General features: G+C 69.9%; 19 protein-coding genes. 10 read left to right on the forward strand and 9 right to left on the reverse strand.

Features of this window, described 5'->3' with window-relative positions; translation table 11 throughout:
- Positions 1–32: 32 nt before the first annotated feature.
- Entirely contained in the window at positions 33–635 is a 603-nt protein-coding gene (locus tag A2790_RS12165) for a DNA-3-methyladenine glycosylase (protein WP_293391834.1), read from the reverse strand.
- 16 nt (positions 636–651) lie between these two features.
- Here A2790_RS12165 and A2790_RS12170 point away from each other — a divergent pair, with 16 nt between their 5' ends.
- Complete coding sequence (locus A2790_RS12170; protein ID WP_293391836.1) at positions 652–1,833, forward strand: amidohydrolase family protein; 1,182 nt, start codon at positions 652–654, stop codon at positions 1,831–1,833.
- Here A2790_RS12170 and A2790_RS12175 read toward each other — a convergent pair.
- Positions 1,830–3,659, reverse strand: coding sequence for an ATP-binding protein (locus A2790_RS12175; RefSeq protein WP_293391839.1), 1,830 nt, complete (start codon positions 3,657–3,659; stop codon positions 1,830–1,832). The two genes, A2790_RS12170 and A2790_RS12175, sit on opposite strands and share 4 nt — an antisense overlap.
- Positions 3,660–3,792: 133 nt before the next feature.
- Positions 3,793–5,538 carry an acyl-CoA dehydrogenase gene (locus A2790_RS12180; RefSeq protein WP_293391841.1) on the reverse strand — a complete coding sequence of 582 codons (1,746 nt, stop codon included), beginning with the start codon at positions 5,536–5,538 and terminating at the stop codon, positions 3,793–3,795.
- Between the two features lie 181 nt (positions 5,539–5,719).
- Here A2790_RS12180 and A2790_RS12185 point away from each other — a divergent pair, with 181 nt between their 5' ends.
- Both A2790_RS12185 and A2790_RS12190 read left to right on the forward strand, forming a co-directional pair.
- Positions 5,720–6,643 carry an L-threonylcarbamoyladenylate synthase gene (locus A2790_RS12185; RefSeq protein ID WP_293391843.1) on the forward strand — a complete coding sequence of 308 codons (924 nt, stop codon included), beginning with the start codon at positions 5,720–5,722 and terminating at the stop codon, positions 6,641–6,643.
- 23 nt (positions 6,644–6,666) lie between these two features.
- A complete protein-coding gene (locus tag A2790_RS12190) occupies positions 6,667–8,076 on the forward strand; it encodes an FAD-binding oxidoreductase (RefSeq protein ID WP_293391846.1) in 1,410 nt (469 codons plus the stop codon).
- Here A2790_RS12190 and A2790_RS12195 read toward each other — a convergent pair.
- Positions 8,073–9,929: a CHASE3 domain-containing protein gene (locus tag A2790_RS12195; protein WP_293391849.1), complete on the reverse strand. Its 1,857-nt coding sequence runs from the start codon at positions 9,927–9,929 to the stop codon at positions 8,073–8,075. The genes A2790_RS12190 and A2790_RS12195 overlap by 4 nt on opposite strands.
- An 86-nt stretch (positions 9,930–10,015) precedes the next feature.
- Here A2790_RS12195 and yaaA point away from each other — a divergent pair, with 86 nt between their 5' ends.
- Complete coding sequence (gene yaaA / locus A2790_RS12200; RefSeq protein ID WP_293391852.1) at positions 10,016–10,813, forward strand: peroxide stress protein YaaA; 798 nt, start codon at positions 10,016–10,018, stop codon at positions 10,811–10,813.
- Here yaaA and A2790_RS12205 read toward each other — a convergent pair.
- Together A2790_RS12205 and A2790_RS12210 are read right to left on the reverse strand one after the other, a co-directional pair.
- The gene (locus tag A2790_RS12205) at positions 10,804–11,652 is read right to left on the reverse strand and encodes a pyridoxamine 5'-phosphate oxidase family protein (protein ID WP_293391855.1); all 849 of its coding nucleotides are present in this window, start codon (positions 11,650–11,652) and stop codon (positions 10,804–10,806) included. The genes yaaA and A2790_RS12205 overlap by 10 nt on opposite strands.
- Before the next feature lie 4 nt (positions 11,653–11,656).
- Complete coding sequence (locus A2790_RS12210) at positions 11,657–12,271, reverse strand: glutathione S-transferase (RefSeq protein ID WP_293391858.1); 615 nt, start codon at positions 12,269–12,271, stop codon at positions 11,657–11,659.
- A gap of 75 nt (positions 12,272–12,346) precedes the next feature.
- On the opposite strand from A2790_RS12210, the gene A2790_RS12215 reads away from it, so the two are divergent.
- Positions 12,347–13,246, forward strand: coding sequence for a LysR substrate-binding domain-containing protein (locus A2790_RS12215; protein WP_293391861.1), 900 nt, complete (start codon positions 12,347–12,349; stop codon positions 13,244–13,246).
- Positions 13,247–13,318: 72 nt separating this feature from the next.
- A complete protein-coding gene (locus tag A2790_RS12220; RefSeq protein WP_293391863.1) occupies positions 13,319–14,302 on the forward strand; it encodes a nitronate monooxygenase family protein in 984 nt (327 codons plus the stop codon).
- A 63-nt stretch (positions 14,303–14,365) separates the two neighbouring features.
- On the opposite strand, the gene A2790_RS12225 is transcribed toward A2790_RS12220, so the two are convergent.
- Both A2790_RS12225 and A2790_RS12230 read right to left on the reverse strand, forming a co-directional pair.
- Positions 14,366–15,580 carry a class I SAM-dependent methyltransferase gene (locus A2790_RS12225; RefSeq protein ID WP_293391865.1) on the reverse strand — a complete coding sequence of 405 codons (1,215 nt, stop codon included), beginning with the start codon at positions 15,578–15,580 and terminating at the stop codon, positions 14,366–14,368.
- Entirely contained in the window at positions 15,577–17,442 is a 1,866-nt protein-coding gene (locus A2790_RS12230; protein ID WP_363080858.1) for a tetratricopeptide repeat protein, read from the reverse strand. The genes A2790_RS12225 and A2790_RS12230 overlap by 4 nt, the downstream gene beginning before the upstream one ends.
- 104 nt (positions 17,443–17,546) lie before the next feature.
- Between A2790_RS12230 and A2790_RS12235 the strand changes: the two genes are divergently transcribed.
- Positions 17,547–18,500 carry a UDP-glucuronic acid decarboxylase family protein gene (locus A2790_RS12235; RefSeq protein WP_293391870.1) on the forward strand — a complete coding sequence of 318 codons (954 nt, stop codon included), beginning with the start codon at positions 17,547–17,549 and terminating at the stop codon, positions 18,498–18,500.
- 51 nt (positions 18,501–18,551) lie between these two features.
- Here the strand turns inward: A2790_RS12235 and A2790_RS12240 are convergent, their stop codons facing one another.
- Entirely contained in the window at positions 18,552–19,109 is a 558-nt protein-coding gene (locus A2790_RS12240; RefSeq protein WP_293391873.1) for a hypothetical protein, read from the reverse strand.
- A 115-nt stretch (positions 19,110–19,224) separates the two neighbouring features.
- On the opposite strand from A2790_RS12240, the gene A2790_RS12245 reads away from it, so the two are divergent.
- From A2790_RS12245 to A2790_RS12255, 3 genes are all read left to right on the forward strand, one after another.
- Positions 19,225–20,193 (forward strand): SPFH domain-containing protein, encoded by a 969-nt coding sequence (locus tag A2790_RS12245; protein WP_293391977.1) that lies wholly within the window; start codon positions 19,225–19,227, stop codon positions 20,191–20,193.
- A gap of 3 nt (positions 20,194–20,196) precedes the next feature.
- On the forward strand, positions 20,197–20,655 hold the full coding sequence (locus tag A2790_RS12250; protein ID WP_293391876.1) for an NfeD family protein: 459 nt from the start codon (positions 20,197–20,199) through the stop codon (positions 20,653–20,655).
- Positions 20,656–20,824: 169 nt separating this feature from the next.
- Positions 20,825–22,141, forward strand: coding sequence for a hypothetical protein (locus tag A2790_RS12255; protein ID WP_293391879.1), 1,317 nt, complete (start codon positions 20,825–20,827; stop codon positions 22,139–22,141).
- The last annotated feature ends 15 nt before the right edge of the window (positions 22,142–22,156 follow it).

Here is a 22,156-nt window from a genome sequence, read left to right on the forward strand (position 1 = left end):
CGGCGACCCGGCAAGCGGCGAACGCGGCGCGGCTATGCCGTCCGCGGGAACGGCCGGCTGAGGAAGCGGGAGCCCGCTTCCCCGAAGCGCCAGGGAACATCGGCGGCCTTGGTGATGCCGATACGGGGGCCGGTGACCACGCCGGATGCGCCGCCGGGGCGCAGCGCGAAGGGCGGGCGGTCCAGGGCCAGGCCGTTGTGCTCGCGGGTGACGGCGAGGGCGGCGCAGAGCTTGCCCGGGCCGGAACAGAGGGCGCGGGGATCGCCAAGGCCGCGGCGCTGGGCCATGACGTCCAGGCCAGCCGTGGGCTCGATGGCCCGGATCAGCACCGCCCCGCCCGGCGCCTGCGACCAGCAGACGAAGTTCATGCACCAGTGGATGCCGTACGAGCGGTAGACGTAGAGGTGCGCGGGCGGCCCGAACATTACCGCGTTGCGGGGCGTGGGACCTGAGTAGCTGTGCGAGGCGGGATCCTCGTGGTGATAGGCCTCGGTCTCCACGATCCGCCCGCCCACGCCGTCCACGAACACCGACCAGCCGATCAGGTCGGCCGCGACCTCGGCGGGGTGGCGGGTCCAGAAGCCTTGACGGTCGGCGTTCGAAGGGTCGGAATGTTCAGCAACAAACGAGCTCATCTTGGGAGGATGCGCCATGGCTTATGTCGAGGGCCAGACCGTTCACGACGCCGACAGCCACATCATGGAGCTGCCGGGCACGATCAACCGCTACCTCGACCCCGGGTTCCGCCAGGCGTTCGTCGACAAGACCGGCCGCAAGGACGTGCTGCCCGAATGGTTCGCCAAGGCGGCGGAGAAGGCTAAGGATCCCGAGTTCCGGGCCGGCGCCGAGGCCAACATCCTGCTGCGCAAGAACTACGAGGCGCTGGGCGCCTTCGAGGCCAGCGACCGGCCGGCGACGCTGGACTACCTGGGATTCGCGAGCCAGCTGGTGTTCACCACCGCCTGCCTGTCGAACTTCGGGCTGGAGCAGATGGGCGAGGTCGACCTCGCGGTGGAGGCGGCCCGCGCCCACAATCGGATGATGACCGAGTTCTGCGCGGTGGACCGGCGGCTGCTGGCCACCGGCTATGTTCCGCTGATCGACCGGGCGCGGGCGCCGCAGATCGCCCGCGAGGCCATCGAGCTGGGCGCCAAGGGGCTGGTGGTTCCCTCGCGCCATCCGCCGGGCTTCTCGCCGAGCCACCGGGAGCTCGATCCGTTGTGGGCCGTCGCGCAGGAGGCGGGGCTGCCGATCCTGTTCCACGTCGGCGGCGAGGAGAAGATGCACAAGGACTACCTGGAGAACGGGCTGCCCTTCGTGAAGGACTTCCACGGCGGGGACGAGAACTTCACCTCCCTGACCTTCATGGCGATCCCCCTGAGCATCTGGCAGACCCTGTCGGCGTTGGTCATCGACGGGGTGTTCGACCGGTTCCCGCGGCTGAAATTCGGCGCCATCGAACTGGGCGCCTCGTGGCTGCCGAGCCTGATGAAGTTCCTGGATTCCGGCTGCGCGGCGTTCGGGAAGGAGGAGCGGTTGCAGACGCTCTCCGACACGCCCAGCGCCATCCTGCGCCGCCAGCTGCGCGTCACGCCCTATCCGCACGAAGACGTGGCGTGGATCATGGAGAACGCCGGGACCGAGATGGTGCTGTTCTCGTCGGACTTCCCGCACGTGGAGGGCGGGCGCAATCCGCTGAAGCGGTTCAACGACAGCCTGGCCGGGGTGGACGCCGTGGATCGGCGGGCCTTCTACCGCGACAACTTCATCGACCTGATGGGCCGGGGCCTGGACCCCGCCCTGCACGACCTGCCGTCCCTGCGGGCCGCTTAGGCGACGCGGGAGATCTCGATCGGACCGGCGCTGACCGCGCGGACGATGGCCCCAAGCAACTCCTGGAGCTGGATCGGCTTGGCGGCGTGTTCTGTGAAGCCCTGGTCCAGGTAGCTCTGGCGCCCGCCCGAGGTGACGTCGGCCGTGAGGGCGATGACAGGGACTGCCTGGTTGGGGCCGGGAGCCAGGCGAAGGGTCTGCAGGACGTCGAGGCCGGTCAGGCCCGGCATCTGGATGTCGGTCAGCACGAGGTCGAAGCGCTCGTCGTTCAGCGCGCGCAGCGCCTCGGCGCCCGACGCGGCCTTGGCGACGGTGTGGCCGAGGCTGGTGAGGAGCTGGTCGAGGACCAGGAGGTTCACGGCGTTGTCGTCGACCGCGAGAATGCGGAGCGTCTCGACAGCGAAGGCCTGCGGCTCGTTGGCGTCGGCGGCCGCGGGGTAGGCGGCGTCTTCGACCACCTCCAGCGGCACCTCGAGGTGGAAGGTCGATCCCTGGCCGAGCTCGCTCTCGACCCAGACGCGGCCGTTCATCAGCTCAACCAGCTGCTTGACGATGGCCAGGCCCAGGCCGGTGCCGGTGAAGCGCCGGGCCTCGGACTCGTCGGCCTGGGAGAAGCGGTCGAAGAGCTGGGGCAGGTGCTGGGGCGCGATCCCCGGGCCCGTGTCGCGAACCGCCAGGTGCAGGCGCACCGTGTCGTCGTCCCAGACGGCCGCCTCGGCGATGACCTGGACCGAGCCGACGTCGGTGAACTTCAGCGCATTGCCGACCAGGTTGAACAGGACCTGGCGCAGGCGCAGGGCGTCGACGAACACCATCTGGGGCACGTCGGCGCCGAGCCGGAGCTGGAGCGCCACGCCGCGCTCATCGGCGCGCGGGGCCCAGAAGCTCACCAGCCGGTGGAGCACGTCGTGGAGGTCCTCGGCGGCGGGGACGATTTCGAGCTTGCCGGCGTCGATCTTGGAGACGTCGAGGATGTCGTTGAGGATCGAGAGCAGGTACTCGCCGCTGTCGATCAGCACGTCCAGCCGGGCGGCCTGGACCGGATCGACGGCGTCGCGCTTCATGAGCTGGGCCATGCCGAGGACGCCGTTCATCGGCGTGCGGATCTCGTGGCTCATCGTGGCGAGGAAGTTGGACTTGGCGCGGTTGGCCGTGCGTGCGGCCTCGCGGGCGGCGTCGGCGGCGGTCCGTTCCGCGACCGCCTGGTCGCGCGCGGCGGCCAGGTCGTCCACCAGCTCCACATTGCCGAGGAAGGCCGCATGCCAGGTGGAGATGGCGCGGTTGGTCCGCTCCGTGATCAGGGTGAGGATGATGGCCAGCACCACGAAGCCGCTGCTGACGGCGGCCGCCGTGGGCAGGTCGAAGCGCAGGAAGATCATCGCCACGATCTGAAGCAGGACGGGACCGGCGAGGCTCCAGAACACGGTGCGCGAGAGGGCGCCCGCGCCGGTGGCCACGAGCAGCAGCGTCATGAGCTGGAGGCCGTACAGCAGGTACTCGGGCGGCCCGCCGTTCCAGGCCATGGCCATAGTTGGGGCGGTGTAGAAGACGATTCGCGCGACGCACAGCGCGCCGAGCTTACGGAAGCCCCGCGTCTCGTCGGCCGTGGCGCTCTGCGCGAGCCAGCGCCGGACCAGCATCTGCTGGACGGTGTCGATGGCGCAGGAACTGGCCATCATCACGGCCGCGAGCAGGGGATGGCCCAGGAACCAGATCCCGGCGGCGGCGACCAGGTTGAAGAGGAAATGGATCGGAAGCGGCAGCCAGAGGCCGCCGACGGTCAGCTGATAGGCCGTGTAGCGTGCGTCGACGACGCCGTCCGCCACGGCTGGCGCACCGCTCCGAGACTTGGCCTTCGACATTACGCCCCTACCGTTTCGCGGGACCCTAGGGCCCAAAGGTAAACTGTCCGAGAATCGGCGTTATCTCAACCCTGAGGCGAGTGGGCCGAGAAGTGGGTTACCCGGCCAGGGCTGCGGCGGGGACCGCGGCCATGTCCTCGGCGCCCTCCTCGGCGATGGCGTCGGCGAGGCCGGGCGCGAGGGTGAGCACCTGGCTGGCGTAAAGCCGAGCGAGGGCGCCCTTGCTGGCGAGCCAGGGGTCGTCGGAACCCGCGGCGGCCAGCGCCTGGCGGCCCAGGATCCAGCCGCCCACCACGTCGCCGGCCAGCTTCAGGAACGGTGTCGCCGCGGTCAGGGCGGCCGCGTTGGCGGCGCCCAGGAGGCCGTCGGTGGCGCGCTCCAGGGCTGCCACGCCCGCGGCGAGGCGGCGGCCGACGGGGGCGAGCTCGGCGGTCTCGGTGAGGACCTCGGCGGTCAGCGCCATCTCCGCGCACAGCGCCTTGAGGGTTGCGCCGCCATTGAGCCGCACCTTGCGGCCGATCAGGTCCAGGGCCTGGATCGCGTTTGTGCCCTCGTAGATCGGCGCGATGCGGGCGTCGCGGTAATGCTGGGCCGCGCCGGTCTCCTCGATAAAGCCCATGCCGCCGTGGATCTGAACCCCCAGGGACGCGCATTCGACGCCGACGTCGGTGGACCAGGCCTTGGCGATCGGGGTGAGCAGCTCCTGCCGCGCCTTGGCGGCCGCGCGCTCCTCTTCGGTGTCGGCGAGGCGCGCGAGGTCGGCGAGCACGCCGGTGGTGAGGCAGATGCCGCGCGCCGCCTCGATCTTGGCCTTCATCAGCATCAGGGTGCGGCGGACGTCGGGGTGGCCGTAGATCGCCCCGTCCGCGTCCCAGGTGGTCCGGCCCTGCTTGCGCTCCTGGCTGAAGGCCAGCGCCTGCTGGAAGGCGCGTTCGGCGATGCCGACCCCCTGCACGCCGACCTGCAGACGCGCCGCGTTCATCATGACGAACATGTGGGCCAGGCCCTGGCCCAGCTCGCCGACCAGCTCGGCCTGGGCGCCCTCATACAGCATCACGCAGGTGGGCGAGGCGTGGATGCCCAGCTTGTGCTCGATGGATCCGGGGCGGAAGTCGTTGCGGCTGCCGAGGGAGCCGTCGTCCCTCACCTCGAATTTGTTGGCCAGGAAGAGGCTGATGCCCTTCACGCCCGGGGGCGCATCGGGCGTGCGGGCCAGGACCAGGTGGCAGATGTTGTCCGCCGCGTCGTGGTCGCCCCAGGTGATGAAGATCTTCTGGCCGGTGAGGCGATAGCCGCCCTGGCCGTCCGGCTCGGCGCGGGTGGTCAGGGCGGCGAGATCCGACCCGGCCTGCGGCTCGGTCAGGACCATGGCGCCGGTCCACTCGCCGGAGACCATCTTCGGCAGGATCAGCCGCTTCTGGCGCTCGGTGCCGTGCAGGGACAGGGCCTCGATGGCGCCCTGGGTCAGCATCGGGCAGAGGCCGAACGCCATGTTCGCGGCGTGCACCATCTCGAACACCGCCAGTTCCATGGCCTTGGACAGGCCCTGGCCGCCGTGGTCGGGCTCGGCGGACAGCGAATTCCACCCCTGCTCGACGAAGTGGCGGTAGGCGTCGGCGAAGCCTGGGGCCGCGGTGACCCGGCCGTTCTCGTAGCGGGCGCCTTCCAGGTCACCCTTGCGGTTCAGGGGCGCGAGCTCGTTGTCGGCGAAGGCGGCCGCGGCTTCCAGAACCGCCTGGACCGTGTCGTCGTCGAGATCTGGGAACGCGCGGGCCAGCAGCTGCGGATGGTCGACGGTCTTGAGCGCGAAAGCCAGGTCTCGGACGGGAGCACGGAAGGTCATGCGGGCGGCCTCTCGAAAAAGCTGGGCCGGGTTCTAGAGGTTCGCCGCGCGGGATGCGACAGTCTTCCAACCGCAGACGCATCGAGCGCTCGGACTTTGGCGTCGCGGCCGCTAGACCCCTGGCCGGCGACACGCCCGGCCTCGCGGTGGAGGTCGGGGTCGTCAGGAAGCAGGCGGGACCGTGAACGATCGGCAGGCGGAGGTGGAAGCGGCGGCGAGCGCCATCCGCGGTGGCGGCCTGGTGCTGATGCCCACCGAAACCGTCTATGGCCTGGCGGCGGACGCGGGCAATGCGCGGGCCGTGGCGGCGGTTTACGAGGCCAAGGGCCGGCCCAGCTTCAACCCGCTCATCGCCCATGTGGCCGACCTGGAGATGGCGCGACGCATCGCCCGCTTCGACGATCGTGCCGAGGCGCTGGCGAGACGGTTCTGGCCCGGCCCGCTGACCCTGGTGCTGCCGGCCGGCGACACCCAGGCGGTGTGCGACCTGGCGCGGGCGGGGCTGGAGACGGTGGCCGTCCGGGCGCCGGCCCACCCGCTGGCCCATGCGCTGATCGAGGCCGTCGGCGGCCCGGTGGTGGCGCCGTCCGCCAACCGCTCCGGCCGGCCCAGCCCCACCACCTTCGCCGACGCCGTCGAGGAGACCGGAGCGGCGGCGGCGGCGGCGCTGGACGGGGGGCCGTGCGGCATCGGTCTCGAATCCACCGTGGTGGCGTTGCTGGACGCGCCGCGCCTGCTGCGGCCGGGGGCGGTGACGCGGGCGGAGATCGAGGCGGTGGTCGGGCCGCTGGCCGAGGCGGAAGCCGACGCGAAGCGCTCGCCCGGCCGGCTTGCGCGCCACTATGCGCCCAACGCACCGGTGCGGCTGGATGCGAGGGCCCCCGAACCGGGGGAGGCGTGGCTCTCGTTCGGACCCGGCGCGCCGGGTCCGTACAACCTCAGCCCCGCGGGCGACCTGCGGGAAGCGGCCGCCAACCTCTTCGCCTTCCTTCGCGCCGCCGACCGCACCGGGCCGGCCGGGATCGCCGTCGCGCCGATCCCGCACGAGGGGCTGGGGGAAGCCATCAACGACCGGCTCAAGCGCGCGGCGGGGTTTGTCGGCTGAGCCCGCAGGACTAGATTGAGCCCATGACCGCGCCCGTCCCCGCCGATGTGATCTCCCGCCTGAAGGCGGTGCTGGGCCCCGGCGGCTGGAGCGAGGACGCCGAGCGCATCGCCCCCAAGCTGGTCGAATGGCGCGACCGCTGGGTCGGCCAGACGCCCTTTCTGGCCTTGCCGAAGACCACCGCCGACGTGGCTGCGGTCGTGGGGATCTGTTTCGAGGCCGGCCAGGCCATCACCATCCAGGGTGGGAACACCGGGCTGGTCGGCGGCCAGATCCCGCTGGGCGAGGTCCTGCTCTCTACCGAACGGATGAAAGGCCTTCGCGAGGTCGACGCCTTCGACGACGCCCTCACGGCCGAGGCCGGCGTCACCCTGGCCGAGGTACATGCGGCGGCGGCCGGCGTGCGGAGGCGCTTTCCGCTGGGGCTGGCGTCGGAAGGCTCGGCCACGGTGGGCGGGGTGGTGTCCACCAACGCGGGCGGCACCCAGGTGCTGCGCTACGGAATGACTCGAAGTCTGGTGCTGGGCCTGGAGGCCGTGCTGCCGAACGGCGAGGTCTGGAATGGGCTGAAGCGCCTGCGCAAGGACAACACCGGCTACGACCTGAAGCAGCTGCTGATCGGCGCGGAGGGCACGCTGGGCGTGGTGACGGCGGCGGCGCTGAAGCTCTATCCGGTCATGGCCTCCCGGACTGTGGCGATGATCGGCGTCGGCAGCCCGGAGGACGCCATCCGCCTGCTCGCCCGTGCCAAGGACGCGACGGGCGGCGCCGTGGAGGCCTTCGAGCTGATGGGCCGCCTGGGCCTGGACTTCGCCCTGCGCAACATCGCCGGTACGCGCGATCCGCTGGCCGAACCGCATCCCTGGTACGTCCTGGCGGAGTTTTCCTCCGGTGAGCCCGGCTCGGCGGAGGCGGCGATGGAGCGGTTCCTGGCCGAGGGGCTGGAGGCGGGCCTCGTCCGCGACGCCGTGGTGGCCCAGACAGAGGCCCAGGCGAAGGCGCTTTGGGCGATCCGGGAGAACCAGTCGCCGGCCCAGAAGCCCGAGGGCGCCACCTGGAAGCACGACATCGCCGTGCCAGTGAGCCAGGTGGCCGCGTTCCTCGCGGAGGCGACGGCGGCGATGCAGGCCTTCGCCCCCGGCGCCCGGATCGCCGCCTTCGGCCACGTGGGCGACGGCAACATCCACTACGACGTGCTGCGGCCCGACGGCGGCTCGGACGCCGAACATGCGGCGCGACGGGACCAGGGCTCGCGCATCGTCCACGACATCGTCGCCAGGATGGGCGGCTCGATCAGCGCCGAGCACGGCCTGGGGGCCATGAAGACGGCGGAGGGCGCGCGCTACAAGAGCGAGGTCGAGCTTTCGGCCCAGCGCGCCATCCGCCGGGCGCTGGACCCCAAGCGCATCCTGAACCCGCGGGTGCTGTTCTAGCTGTCCAGCACCTGGCGGACCTTCATCGCCACCTGCTCGATGGTGAAGGGCTTGGCGATGAAGGCGACGTCGGCATCCAGCATCCCGTTGTGGACGATGGCGTTGCGCGTGTAGCCGGTGGTGTAGAGCACCTTCAGGCCGGGTCGCTCCGCCCTGGCCTTGTCGGCGAGCCGGCGGCCGTCGAGGTCGGGCATCACGACGTCGGTGAACAGCAGGTCGACCCGCGGCTGTAGGGCCAGCACGGTCAGCGCCTGGGCCGCGTCCGAGGCCTGGACCACCGTGTAGCCGAGCTCGCGCAGGGCATCGACGCTGAGGTGGCGGACCCGTTCGTCGTCCTCCACCACCAGGATGATCTCCTCGGGCTTTCCGTGCGGCAGCTCGCCGACGGGCCGCGGCTGGCCGTCGGTGGCGTCCAGTTCGCCGGTGTTCCGCGGCAGGTAGATCTTGATGGTCGTGCCAAGGCCCGCCTCGGAATAGATCTTCACGTGGCCGTGGCTCTGCTTGACGAAGCCATGCACCTGGCTGAGCCCCAGGCCCGTGCCGCGCCCGACACCCTTGGTGGTGTAGAAGGGCTCGAAGGCGCGCTCGACCACCTCGGGCGGCATGCCGGTGCCGGTGTCGCTCACCGAGATCATCACGTACTGGCCGGGATGCACCTCCTGGTGCGCGGCGGCATAGGCGTCGTCGAGGTGGGCGTTCGACGTCTCGATCGTCAGCCGCCCGCCCTCGGGCATGGCGTCGCGCGCGTTTACGCAGAGGTTGACGATGGCGTTCTCGAGCTGCGCGGGATCGGCGAACGTGCGCCAAAGCCCGCCCGCAAGGACCGTCTCGACCCGCAGGTTCTCGCCGATGGTGCGCCGGAGCAGCTCGGACATGCCGCCGACCAGCTTGTTGACGTCCAGCACCCGCGGCTCCAGCGGCTGGAGCCGGGAGAAGGCCAGGAGCCGGGCGGTGAGCTGGGCGGCGCGGCCGGCGCCTTCCAGGGCGCTGTCAATGCAGGCCTCGGCCTTGGCGACATCCTTGGAGAGGCGTCGCTTGGCGAGGTCCAGCGAGCCGATGACGATGGCGAGCATGTTGTTGAAGTCGTGGGCGATGCCGCCGGTGAGCTGGCCGATGGCCTGCATCTTCTGGAACTGGCGGACCTGAGCCTCCGCCGCCTCGCGGCTTTCGCCTTCGATCTTGAGGTTGGCGTTGGCGACTTCGAGGGCGGCGGCCGCTTCCAGCGCGCCCCGCAGTCGCCGGCGGCCGTCGACGAAAGCGAAGGCCCCCAACGCGACCACGGCGAGCCCACTGACGGCGAGGGCGATGCGAAGGCGCAATCCCTCCATCCGAAGCTGTTCCGTGCGCGCGGCGAGCAGGCGCTCCTCCTCGGCCCGCAAGCCGACCATCAGCGCGCGCAGCTCCTCCATCACCTGGCGGCCCTCGTCGAGGCGGTCGGCGAGCTGTGCGGCCGGCGTGCCCGCCTGGAAGCGGGTGAGGTTCTCGCTCAGATAGGCGAGGCGTCGGTTGGCCAGAGTCCGGAACGTGGCGATCCGCGGGGCCTGTGCCGGGTTGTCGCTGAGCAGGCGTTGGAGCTCGACGAGGTCCCCGTCCAGCTCGGCCCGCGCGAGGTCGTACGGCTTCAGGAACTCGATGCGGCCAGTGAGTATGTAGCCGCGCTGGCCGGTCTCGGCCTCCTGGATGAGGGAGGCGGCGTCGGCCAGGCGCTTTTCGACCTCCAGAGTGTGCCGGACGAGGCCGGCGGCCTCTTCCTGCCGTTCGGTCAGCCAAACGGCTCCGAGCACCGACAGCGTCAGCATCGTGAAGCCGATCAACAATGCGATCAGCGGCTTATCTGTCCGAACAGCGCCCATGCCGCACTCATGGCCGAGCCTTGGGGGGCGATCAAGCCCGCGGGGGCTGCCTTGGCGCCGCAGCCAAGTCGCGGCAAAGGGTGGCGATGTTGATCGTGCTCTCTCCGGCCAAGGCGCTGAACTTCGACGCGCCGCCCGCCTCCGCGCCGCTGACCCTGCCGCAGATGACGGAGCAGACAGCCGAGCTGGCGAAGACCACGAGGAAACTGCGCGTCGTCGACCTGAAGCGGATGATGTCGCTGTCCGACGCGCTGGCGAAGCTGAACCGTGAGCGGTTCCAGGTCTTCGATCCCGAGAGCGAAGAGGGCCTGCAGGCGGCCTTCGCCTTTAACGGCGACGTCTACCAGGGGCTGAAGGCGCGGGAGCTGGACCGCAAGGCGCTGGGCTGGGCGCAGGACCATGTGCGGATCCTGTCGGGCCTTTATGGCGTGCTGAGACCTCTGGACGCGATCCAGCCCTATCGCCTCGAGATGGGCGTCCGCATCAAGACCCGGCGCGGGCAGAGCCTGTACGACTTCTGGGGGCCGCGCATCGCAGAGGCGCTGGACGAGGCGGCGGCTGGCCACAAGGATCGGACGGTCGTGAACTGCGCCAGCGGCGAGTACTTCGGCGCCGTGGACCGGGCCGCGCTGAAGGCTCCGGTACTGTCCTGCCGGTTCCTGGAAGAGAAGGACGGCGAGGCCAGGATCATCTCGTTCTTCGCCAAGCGGGCGCGGGGCGCCCTGGCGCGCTACGCCATCGACAACCGGATCGAGGCGGCGGCGGACCTCAAGGGGTTCGACCTCGACGGATACCGGTTCCAGCCGCACCTGTCGTCGGACCAGGAGTTCACCTTCCTGCGGCCCCAGCCTCCGCCGCCCAAACGCGGCAAGGCTCAGGCATAGAGGCCGGCCGGCCCGCGCCAGCCGCCGGTGACGGTGAAGCGCCAGGTCCGCTCGGCGCCCGGCAGCTCGTGTTCGTCCCAGGCCACCTCGGCGGTCCCCCGCAGGTGCAGCAGCTCGCCGGCCGCGAAGTCGACAAACAGCAGGGCCGCGCGCGGCTCGAGCAGCAGGTTGCCCAGGGTGTTGAAGTAGCGGTTTCCCCGGTAGTCCGGGATGGTCAGGACGTCGCCCGCCACCTGGACGAAGCCGGGCGGCCCGCCGCGGTGCGAGACGTCGACGCCCCCGTTCTCCACGCCCGGTCCGCTGGCGGTCGCGACGAAGAAGGTGTCGGCGCCGGCGATCTGCTTGCGGGCGCGCGCATCCAGGCCCGCCAGGGGTTCGGCCTCGATGGCGATGCGGCGATCGGCCATGACGTGGCGCGGGTGGATGTACTGGGGACAGTTCCCGAAGCTCTGGCGGACGCGGACCGTCAGCCCGTGGCCGTCTGCCTGCTCCACAACGCCATTGGCCCGGTTGCGGCGGCGCGTGTCGGGCTGGATGCCCAGCAGGCCGATGGGCGCGCCCGGCTCCATCCGTCGGCCCGCGGGATCGGCGCTGCGCGCGGCGATGGCGAGCGTGGTGGGGTCGGGGCTCGCGACGAACCCCGGCCGGCCGGTGAGCAGGGTGGCCATCGGCGCGCCATCATCGTCGAGGGTCGCGGCGACCATGAACGGCAGGCTTGCGAAGAACTCCCGGTGCTGGTCGGGCATGAAGCTGCGGATGCCCGCGCCGCCCGGAATGTGGTCGGCGCCCGAGAGCGCCTGGGCGCGAAGCTCGCCGGCATGCCAGGGGGTTGCGTCCATGGCCTTACGCCGGGACCGGCGAGCGGGGCATGGCGGCGACGCCGGGGAGCGCCTCGAATCGCGCGATCCAGGCCCGGACGGCAGGGTAAGGGACGAGGTCCACGCCGCCTTCCGGCGCGCAGGCCACGTAGGGGTAGCAGGCCACGTCGGCGAGGGTCGGGCGGTCGCCGGCGAGCCAATCGGTTCCCGTGAGCGCCCCGTCCATGAAGCCCAGCAGCCGGGCGGCGACCGCCTGGGCGTCGGCAAGGTTGGTCTTGAGGCCGAACAGGTGGACGGCGCGCGCGTTGGCCGGACCGAAGCGGACCTCGCCCGCCGAGATGGAGAGCCACCGCTGGACCCGCGCGGCCTCTACCGGCGTCTCCGGCAGCCACGCGCCGGAGGGATCGTAGCGCTTGGCCAGGTAGACGAGGATGGCGTTGGAGTCGGCCAGCACCACGTCGCCGTCCTCCAGGACGGGGATCTGACCCAGAGGGTTCAGGCGGCGGAAGGCGTCGGTGTCGCGCTGGTCGCGCCCGGCCTCCACCGTCGTGTACGGCAGGCCGAGGAGGCCCAGGAAGACGCCCACCTTGTGGACGTGGCCGGAGAGAGTGACGCCGTGCAGGCGGATCTGGCTGGTCATGACGACAAGCTAGACGTTGCGGATCTCGCACATAAGCAGGCAAGATCGCAAGTCAGACTTGCAGAGAGTGGAATAATGGACCGGCTGGACGAACTGGCGGTGTTCGTCGCCGTGCTGGAGACCGGGAGCCTCGCAGCCGCGGCGCGCCGGCTGCGCCGCTCGCCCGCCGCGGTGACGCGGACCTTGGCCGCGCTGGAGGGCCGGATCGGGGCGCGGCTGGTGGAGCGCACCACCCGCCGCCTTGCGGTGACCGAGGCCGGACGGCGGCTGGCCGACGAGGCGCGCACGGTCCTGGCCGCGTACGAGGCGGCGATGACCGGCGAGGACGATGGGCCGCTTCGGGGCATGTTGCGGATCAGCGCGCCGCTGGTGTTCGGCCGCCGCCACGTCGCCCCGCTGCTGGCCCGGTTCCTCGACGCCCACCCGCAGCTCGCCGCCGAGCTGGTGCTGAACGACCGCAACCTCGACATGATCGACGCGGGCCTGGACGTGGCGGTGCGGATCGGCGCCCTGGCCGATTCCAGCCTGGTCGCCCGCCGGGTCGGGGAGGTTCGCCGGGTGGTGGTGGCCGCGCCGGCCTATCTCGCGCGTAGCGGAACGCCCGCCGGGCCGGCCGACGTCGGCGAACACGACATCGTATATCCCAGCACCCAGCCCGGCCTGATCGAATGGCGCTTCGACGGGCCGCGCGGGAGCCAGACGGTGCGCCTGCGCCCGCGGCTGATGATCAACGCCATCGAGCCGGTGATCGCCGCGGCGGTCGAAGGCCGGGGCGTGACGCGGGTGTTTTCGTACCAGGTGGCCGATGAGCTGGCGGCTGGGCGGCTGGTTCGGCTGCTGGCGGCGTACGAGCCGGCGCCGATCCCGGTCCAGTTGGTCACGGTGACCGCGCGGCTGGCGCCGCCCCGGGTGCGGGCGTTCCTGGACTTCGCCGCCGAGAACCTCTCGCGGCTGCCGGTGATCCGCCCCGCCTGACCTCGCGTCACGGTTTCCAACGATAACCTTGGGCGCCATGCTCCCGCGCAACGAACGACGGGAGGATGTCCGATGGCCCTGCACACCAAGCTCTGCGACTTGCTGGGGGTGAAGCACCCGATCATGCTGGCCGGCATGGGCGGGGTCTCGTACGCCGAACTGGCGGCGGCGGTGTCGAACGCCGGCGGCTACGGCGTGCTGGGCATGGCCGGCCGCGGGCCCGACTTCATCCGCGACCAGATGCGGCAGGTTAAGACGCTCACCGACAAGCCGTTCGGGGTCGACCTGCTGGCCGCCTCGCCGGAAAGCCTCACCGCCTCGGTGGACGTGATCATCGAGGAGGGCGCCTCCAGCTTCGTCGCTGGCCTCGGCGTGCCGATGCCGATCCTGGAGAAGCTGAAGAAGGCCGGTCTCAAGGTCATGGTCGTCTGCGGCGCGGTGAAGCACGCGGTGAAGGCCGAGCAGGCCGGCTGCGACGCGGTGATCTGCCAGGGCGGCGAGGGGGGCGGTCACACGGGCCTGGTCGGCACCATGCCTCTGGTGGCCCAGACGGTGGAGCAGGTGAAGATCCCGGTGGTGGCCGCCGGCGGCCTCTACGACGGCCGGGGCCTGGCGGCGGCGCTGAGCCTGGGCGCCGTGGGCGTCTGGATGGGCACCCGGTTCATCGCGTCGGCCGAGGCGCACGCGGGACAGATGTACCGCGACGTGATCGTGGAGGCCTCGGACGAGGACACCATCCGCACCCGCAGCTATTCGGGCAAGCCGATGCGGGTGAAGAAGAACCCTTACGTCGAGGACTGGGAGACCCGCCCGGCCGAGATCCAGCCGTTCCCGCAGCAGGCGATGCTGTCGACCCGCGAGGGCGTGATGGGCGGCATCGGCGGCCAGATCGAGGGGCTCGACATCGACCGTTCCTGCTTCGCCATGGGCCAGTCGGCCGGCGGGGTCCGGGACGTCCTGCCGGCGGCGGAGATCGTCGCGCGGATCATGGCCGAAGCCGAGGCCGCCATCGACCGCGTCTCGGCGATCCGGCGCGGCGCGGCGGTTCCGGCCTAAGCCGCCCGCAAAGCCGATTGACGTCCTGCCCGCTGGCCGGAGATCGCCAGACCGCTCTCGTCCCTAGCGATAGGGGTGAGGGTCGGTCCGGTAGTCGATCAGGCGGCCGTTGTGCTCGATCAGCACCGTCTCGGCGACGATACCTTCCCTCTCCATTTCCCGGACAATGTCGGCCGCCCTCCATTGTGTTGGGATGAGGACGGCCGCGGGTGGTTGGGTCTTCAGGACATCGCGAAACTGGATGATCTGGCCTACGCCTGGAACGTAGGTGCCGACCTTGGTGGGGTCGGAATCGACGACAAGCGGGAAGCGACAGGCGTCCAGTCCGAACTGGTGCATGAACGTCGCCCCCTTGCCGGTGCCGCCCCACACGGCGACCGTGGCGCCGCGGGCCGCGAGGGCGTCGATCTGGCGGGCGACGGCGGCGCGCGTCTCCGCGGCGCGGGCGTAAAAGCTGCTCGAGGATTGAGCGCGACGTTTCCGAGCGTCCGGGACGTCCAATCGGACCAATCCATAGACGACCTCGCCATCGTACCCATGTGACAACTCAAAGATGTCTCCGGCCCGCCCCATGAGAGTCCTGAAGGACTCCGTCGAGAAATGCGAGACATGCTCGTAGAAGAAGTCCGCCAGCCGCCCGGTATCGAACACGCGGTCGATGCAGGGACTCTCAGCGAACAGCCATACGTCCTTGTCGGCCTGCGATGCGCCCCATGCGAGTTGCTCGATGAGGGTCGCTGGAGCGGTCAGGTGTTCAATGACGTGCCGGACGACCACCGCATCCGGCCGGAATGCGGCGATGTCTTCCAGCGGATCGAACAGGCGGGCGTGGAATTCGAATCCCTGGCCGGTCTCCGGATGGGTGCTCGGGTCGAAACCGATGATCCGCGCCGCACCGCCGCAGGCGTTGGCCAGCGCACGGAGAAAGTGGCCCTCGCCGCAACCGATTTCGACAAGGGTGGGATTGGGAGGCATCTGTCGCACGAGCAGCTCACAGCTCTCGGCAAGATGGCCCTGCCAGATGACCCCGTTGTTGAACATCCGGTTCGGACTGTCCTTGTAGGGGACATCCTCGTACCGAAAACTGCGGTTCCACACGTGGGTGCAATTCGGGCACTGGACGAAATCGTGCGGAAGGCGCGCCATCGTCAGCGCCTCTTCGGTCGAGGCCGGCCATCCGAGTGTCGCCAAGGGATGACGTCCGCCATCGAGGAAGGGGACGGCGACGCTATGACCGCACACGGGGCAGGCCGCGGCGACGAGCTGGTGGACGGTCACGCAAAGGTCTCCGGATGCATCGGGCGCCAGCCTCTCTCAAGGCGATTGCCCGTCGCGGCGGCCTGGACGGCTGCGGTCAGGAACGCCTCGAACGCCCTGACGGCGAGGTCGTCGGCGAAGAGCTGCTGCTTCGCCTTCGCCAAGAGTTCACTCCGTAGGGAAGACCGTCGGTCAGCATCGCGACCCAATTCTACGGCGATCCTCGCGTAGTCGTCCGCGTCGCGCGCAATGGGCGGGTCCGCGATCTCCATCTGCGCGTAGGCCGCCGCCACGATGCGTCCGCGCATGAATCGCCCGGGCCAGGTGACGATGGGAACGCCGGCCGCCATCCCCTCGTACAAGGTGTTGCCGCTGCCGAAGTGAAGCGGATCCAGCAGCACGTCGATGTGGGCGAGATGCGCCATGAACCCCTCGTGACTGAGCGGGGGGAGGAAATGCACGCGTTCGAGCAGGATCGGTTCCGACCGCGCCCACCGGGCGCGCAGGGCCGCTGTCCAAGACGGGTTGCGCGCCTGGATCAGGACGATCCGGGCCGTCGGATCCTGGCGACAGATCGAGCCCAGGACCGCGTCGAAGTCGGGATGGAACTTGAAGAGGCTCTGCGGGCATCCATAGAGCGTGCCGCCCTCGGGTAAGCCCAGCGCGGCTCTTTCCACCACCGGGATTGGACCTGGCGCTTGGTAGTACGAGGGTAGGCGGGGCAGGAGCACCAGCCGCTCCTGGTATTGGTCCTGCGCCTCCGGCGGTTCGGCGCTGTGGGCGGACAGGAAGTAGTCGATCGTCGACAGCCCGGTGGTGTCGGGATGGCCCCAACTGGTTGCCTGCACCGGCGCGAGACGGGCGCCGGCCAGGAAATAGGTTTGGGCGGCCATGCCAACGTCGGGGAAAAAGAGGACGTCCGGCCTCAAGGACCTGACGACGTCTCTCTGCGCCTCGGGCGCTGGCGGCAGCACCCGAGCGATGTCGGCGCCTTCGTCGAACCCAGCCCGGAAAGCACCCGCCCGGGAGTGCGAGCTGTGCAGCACGATCACCTCGAACAGGTTGCGGTCGAGGCGAGCGACGAGGCCACGATAAAGGCGTCCGATGGTGTGTTCCGAAAAGAATTCGGAGCAGAACACGACCCGTATCCGGCGCCCTTCGTCGGCGGGGGAGCGCCAATCGGCGGGCGCAGCTGCGCCGCTGCCGAACACACCTTTCGAGGTGAGAACCGCCGCCGTTTCGGTGACGAGGCCGCGATCATCCTCATTGTGGTAGGCAAGGTGGAACCAGGGCAGGCTCAACTTCTCGCCGCTGTAGGAAATGGAGGCTGTCGAGGCGGCGAACGCCTGGAGGCCCGCCGCATAGCTCTGACGCTGGTCCTGAATATCTTCCTGCGACGGCGCGATCGGCGACAGCGCCAAGTGGGCCTGCAAGGCGGTGTCGAGCGCCGGAGCGCGCGCAAAGACCCGCATCGCATAGGCCTTTGCCTCGTTGATCCGCCCGCTGTCCCGAGCGATCGTGGTCAGGTTCCGCAGGGCCTGCGGCTGTTCGGGCTGGAGCTCGAGTACGCGGCGGAAGCAGACCTCGGCCTCGCGGGGTCGCCGCATTTGGAGCAGCGCTCCGCCGAGATTGCTCAGGGCGAAGACGTCGTCCGGCTGCAGCTGCAGCGCGCGCCGATAACATTGCTCCGCCAGCTGAGGGCGACCCAGGAGGGCGAACGTCAGGCCCAGTTCGGCGCGGACATCGGCGTCGTTCGGAAAGGCGGCCGCGCCCTGTTGCAGGATGGCGAGGGCTTCGGCGTGCTGGCCTACCCCCCGGAGAGCCGCGGCCGCCTTCCGGGCTGCAAGCGCGCTCGCCGGAGCGGAAGCTATCGAATCCTGCATCTAGCGTTTCGCCCTCGGGTTGCGCCGTGCCTCTAGCAGCCGACCTCGACTCCTGCGAGCGGAAGTCGGCAGATGTGGCGCGCCCATGGTTAGAGAAGAATCGAATGCCGAGCAGCGACAGAGTTTTGGTGACGGGCGGCGCGGGCTTCATAGGCTCGTTTCTCTGCGAGCGGCTGCTGGCTGAGGGACGCGAGGTCCTGTGCGTGGACAACTTCTTCACCGGGCGCCGCGCGAACGTCGCGCACCTCTTGCAGAACCCGCGTTTCGAACTGATGCGGCACGACATCACCTTTCCCCTCTATGTCGAGGTGGACCGCATCTACAATTTCGCCTGCCCCGCGAGCCCCGTGTACTATCAGTTCGACCCCGTGCAGACGACCAAGGTCAGCGTGCACGGCGCGATAAACATGCTGGGCCTCGCCAAGCGCCTGAAGGCGCGCATTCTCCAGGCTTCGACGTCGGAGGTTTACGGCGATCCGACCCGTCACCCGCAGACCGAGGACTATTGGGGCAATGTAAATCCCATCGGGCCCCGGTCCTGCTACGACGAGGGCAAGCGGTGCGCCGAGACTCTCTTTTTCGACTACTGGCGTCAGCACCAGCTCGAGATCAAGGTTGCGCGCATCTTCAATACCTATGGCCCGAGGATGCATCCGAACGACGGGCGGGTCGTCTCGAACTTCGTCGTGCAAGCGCTCCGGGGCGAGCCGCTGGCGATCTATGGCGACGGCGGGCAGACGCGATCATTCTGCTACGTGGACGACCTTGTCGAAGGCGTCTTGCGCCTCATGGAAGCCGAGGCTGCGATTGTCGGACCGATCAATCTGGGCAATCCGGACGAGATATCCATCCGCGACTTGGCCGCCCTGATCATCGATCTGACGGGCAGCCGCTCGTCGATCGTGTCGAAACCGCTGCCCACCGACGACCCACGCCAGCGACAGCCCGACATCGGTCTTGCGCGCGCGACACTGGACTGGGCTCCGTCGACCCCCCTCAGGGCGGGTCTTGAACGCACAATTGCGTACTTCGACGACACCTTGAGGCGTGGTCAGTAGCGCCCCTCTCCCTCGCAATCCCGCCGCTCGCACCGCAGGTCCGACAGCCTCCTAAGCCGCCTCGGCCAGGTAGGCGACGGGGTCGCGCAGGAAGCCTCGGGCTTCGCCGAGGCAGCCCTGCCAGGCGGCGAGGTGGGTGACGGCGCTGTCTCTGGTGTCGGACTTCACCAGCATGGCGGCGTAGATGGCGTGCGCCTTGCCGGCCTTGTCCTGGTAGATGCGGCAGAAGACCGAGGTCTGGTTGAAGCCGTTGATCTGGGCCAGCGTCGGCGAGCCGCCGTCCAGCAGACTGTCGAACAGCGCCGCCTGGCAGGAGCGCCCCTGCGGATTGCAGCCGGCGAACTGCAGCGAGAAGTTGGCCGCCGCGGAGGTGACGGTGACGAACACGGAGTCCGCTTCCTTGCGGCCGGTCTGCACCTTGGCGCCCGCCTCGCCCAGGATCGCCATCAGGTCCTGTGGGTTCTGCGCATCGTAGGGCGCGGCGGGCTTCGGCGCGGGCTTGGCCGGGGCGGCCTTGGCGGCGGGGGCCTTGGCTGCGCGCGCCTTGGGGGCCGGGGCGGCGGCGAGGCAGGCGAGGGCGGCCGGGACGAGCAGCAGGTGTCGGATCATGGCGGACCGCTAACAGACCCTCGATCTGGGCGCGAGCATGTCCGTCCGGTTTCCGTGGCGGCCGGCCGCAACCCCCGATAAGCTCTGCGCGGTCTCTGGGGAGGGCAGGATGGATATCGGGCTGATCGTCGCGCTGGTGTTCCTGGCGCTGGCGGTGGTGGTGGCGCTGGGCGCCATCAAGATCGTGCCGCAGGGGCGCGAGTACACCGTCGAACAGTTTGGCCGCTACACGCGCACCTTGAAGCCGGGCATCAGCTTCCTGACGCCGTTCGTCGAGGGTGTGGGCCGGCGGGTGAACATGATGGAGCAGGTCCTGGACGTGCCGCGCCAGGAGGTGATCACCAAGGACAATGTGATGGTCCAGGTGGACGCGATCGTCTTCATCCAGGTGATGGACGCCAGCCAGGCGGCCTACCGGGTGGACAACCTGAACTACGCCATCTCGCAGCTCACCATGACCAACCTGCGGACGGTGGTGGGCTCGATGGAGCTGGACGAGGTGCTGAGCCAGCGCGACCTGATCAACACCCGGCTGCTGGACGTCATCGACCAGGCCACGACGCCGTGGGGGGTGAAGGTGGCGCGGATCGAGATCAAGGACCTGACGCCGCCGCCCGACATCACCAACGCCATGGCCCGCCAGATGAAGGCCGAGCGCGAGCGGCGCGCGGTGATCACCGAGGCCGACGGCGAGAAGTCGGCCGCCATCGCCCGCGCCGAGGGCCAGAAGCAGTCCGCGATCCTGGAGGCCGAAGGCCGCAAGGAAGCCGCCTTCCGCGACGCGGAGGCGCGGGAGCGCTCGGCCCAGGCCGAGGCCAAGGCCACGGAGCTGGTCTCCGACGCCATCGCCGCCGGCGACGTCAACGCCATCAACTATTTCGTGGCGCAGAAGTACGTGGAAGCGTTCGGCAAGCTGGCCGAGAGCCCGCAGCAGAAGACGGTGATCGTCCCGGCGGAGATGGGCGCCCTGGTGGGGACCGTCGGCGGGATCGGCGAGCTGGTGAAGGCCATCGGCGCCGACGGTCCGGCCGCGCCGCGGCCTCAGCCCCGGGGCCGGGGTTCGGTCCCTCCGACAGGAGCCTGAGGCATGGACGCGATCGCGGGCCTGCTGGCGGAACAGCCGTTCTGGATCTGGGCCGGCCTTGCCGCCGCGATTTTGGCGGTGGAGGTCGTGACCGGTTCGGGATGGCTGCTGTGGGCGTCGGCGTCGGCTGCGGCGACGGCGGCCGTGGTCGGTCTGGCGGACATCAGCCTGCCGACGGCCCTGCTTGTCTTCGCCCTGCTGACCATGGTCTCGACCCTGCTGGCGCGGCGCTACCTGCCACGCCAGGCCACGGCGCCCGCAGGCGACATCAACGACAATGTCGCGCGGCTGGTGGGCCATGAGGGCGCGGCGGTGACGGCCTTCGCCCGCGGCGCAGGCCGGGTCTTCATCGACGGCAAGGAGTGGGCGGCCGAGCTGGACGACGGCGAGGCGCTGGAGGCCGGGGCGAGCGTCAAGGTGGTGGGCGTGGAAGGCGCCCGCCTACGCGTGCGCCGCATCTGACGCCGGGGCGGCTGCCGGAGCGTCGCCGAACGTGGTGCTGTCAAGCTAAGCCATTGGAAACAAGTCATAGTTCGGCCCGGTTCGCCGGGCAGCTTGACCCCGACGACATGGCCGCGTTTATGTGCCGCAAAATAACGACCCCCCGGTCACGACCCAGGAGAAGACACAGGTGAAGACGCCTAAAGCAATCGGGCTGGCGATGGCGATGGTCGCCGCGCTGCTGGTCCCGGCGGCGGCCATCTCGCAAGGCAAGAAGCCGGCCGCGATCCCCGAGGCCGCCCGCAAGGCCGGCAAGGCCCAGGCGCCGGCCGTGGTGCAGGCCGCGGGCCTCTCCTGCCAGGTCGACGACGCCCGCCTGATCGGCGAGGACAAGAAGAGCAAGACCTCCTACTTCGAAGTCTCCTGCGGCGCGGGCCAGATGGGCTACGTCCTGCAGAAGCCGGCCGAGGGCGCGATCATCGCCTACAGCTGCATCGAGGCGAACACGCCGCCGGCCCCGGGCCAGGCGCCGTCGGCTCCCTGCATCCTGCCGGGCAACTCGGACCCGAAGGCGGTCCTGCAGCCCCTGCTGAAGGCGGCCGGCGCCGACTGCATTCCCGAGCAGGCGCGCGGCATCGGCCAGACCAAGACCAACACCTACATGGAAGTCGCCTGCCAGGGCGGCCAGGGCTACATCGTGCTGGCGAGCGTGCCGTTCGATAGCGCGAAGCCCGCCCAGGCCCAGAACTGCCTGATGTACGACGACGCCGAAACCAACATCAAATGCACGCTGAGCGACAAGGCGGCGCGCATCGCCGTGGTCGACAAGTACGCGGGCATGGCCAACAACGGCTGCGCCGTGAAGGACCGCCGCTTTGTCGGCGTGTCGAAGGACAACTCGACCTTCTACGAAGCCTCCTGCCAGGACGGTAAGGGCTACATCTACAAGGTCGCCGCCGCCGGCACCCTGACCGAGACCTACGAGTGCGCCAAGGCCACCCAGATCCTGGGCGGCTGCACCCTGACGGACGCGCGCCAGGCCCAGAGCGAGCAGGCCGGCCTCTACACCAAGCTGGTGACGAGCGCCGGTGGCAAGTGCGACGTCGACAAGTACGCCTTGTTCCCGTCGAAGCCGGGCGAGGAAGTCGTCGAACTGGTCTGCAAGGACGGCTCGGGCGCCATCCTGATCTCGAAGGCCGGCTCGAAGGGCCAAGCCCTGGACTGCGCCCGCGCCCCCATCGCCGGCTACAAGTGCTCGCTGACCAAGCCGGAAGCGGCCTACGCCCTGCTGACCGCCGACCTCAAGAAGTTCAACTTCAACTCCTGCGAGGTCTCGAACAGCCGCGTGGTCGGCAAGACCGAGAAGGGCACGACCTATGTGGAAGTGGCCTGCGCCGACAAGCTGAAGGGCTACATGATCGAGTACCAGGACAAGCCCGCCGTGACGGCCGTCCAGGCCATCGGCTGCGCGTTCGCCGGCAACTGCAAGCTGCCCGGCAACACCTAGGCGTTTCGGCCACGG

This window comes from Phenylobacterium sp. RIFCSPHIGHO2_01_FULL_69_31 (assembly GCF_001824475.1).
Taxonomy (GTDB): Bacteria; Pseudomonadota; Alphaproteobacteria; order Caulobacterales; family Caulobacteraceae; genus Phenylobacterium.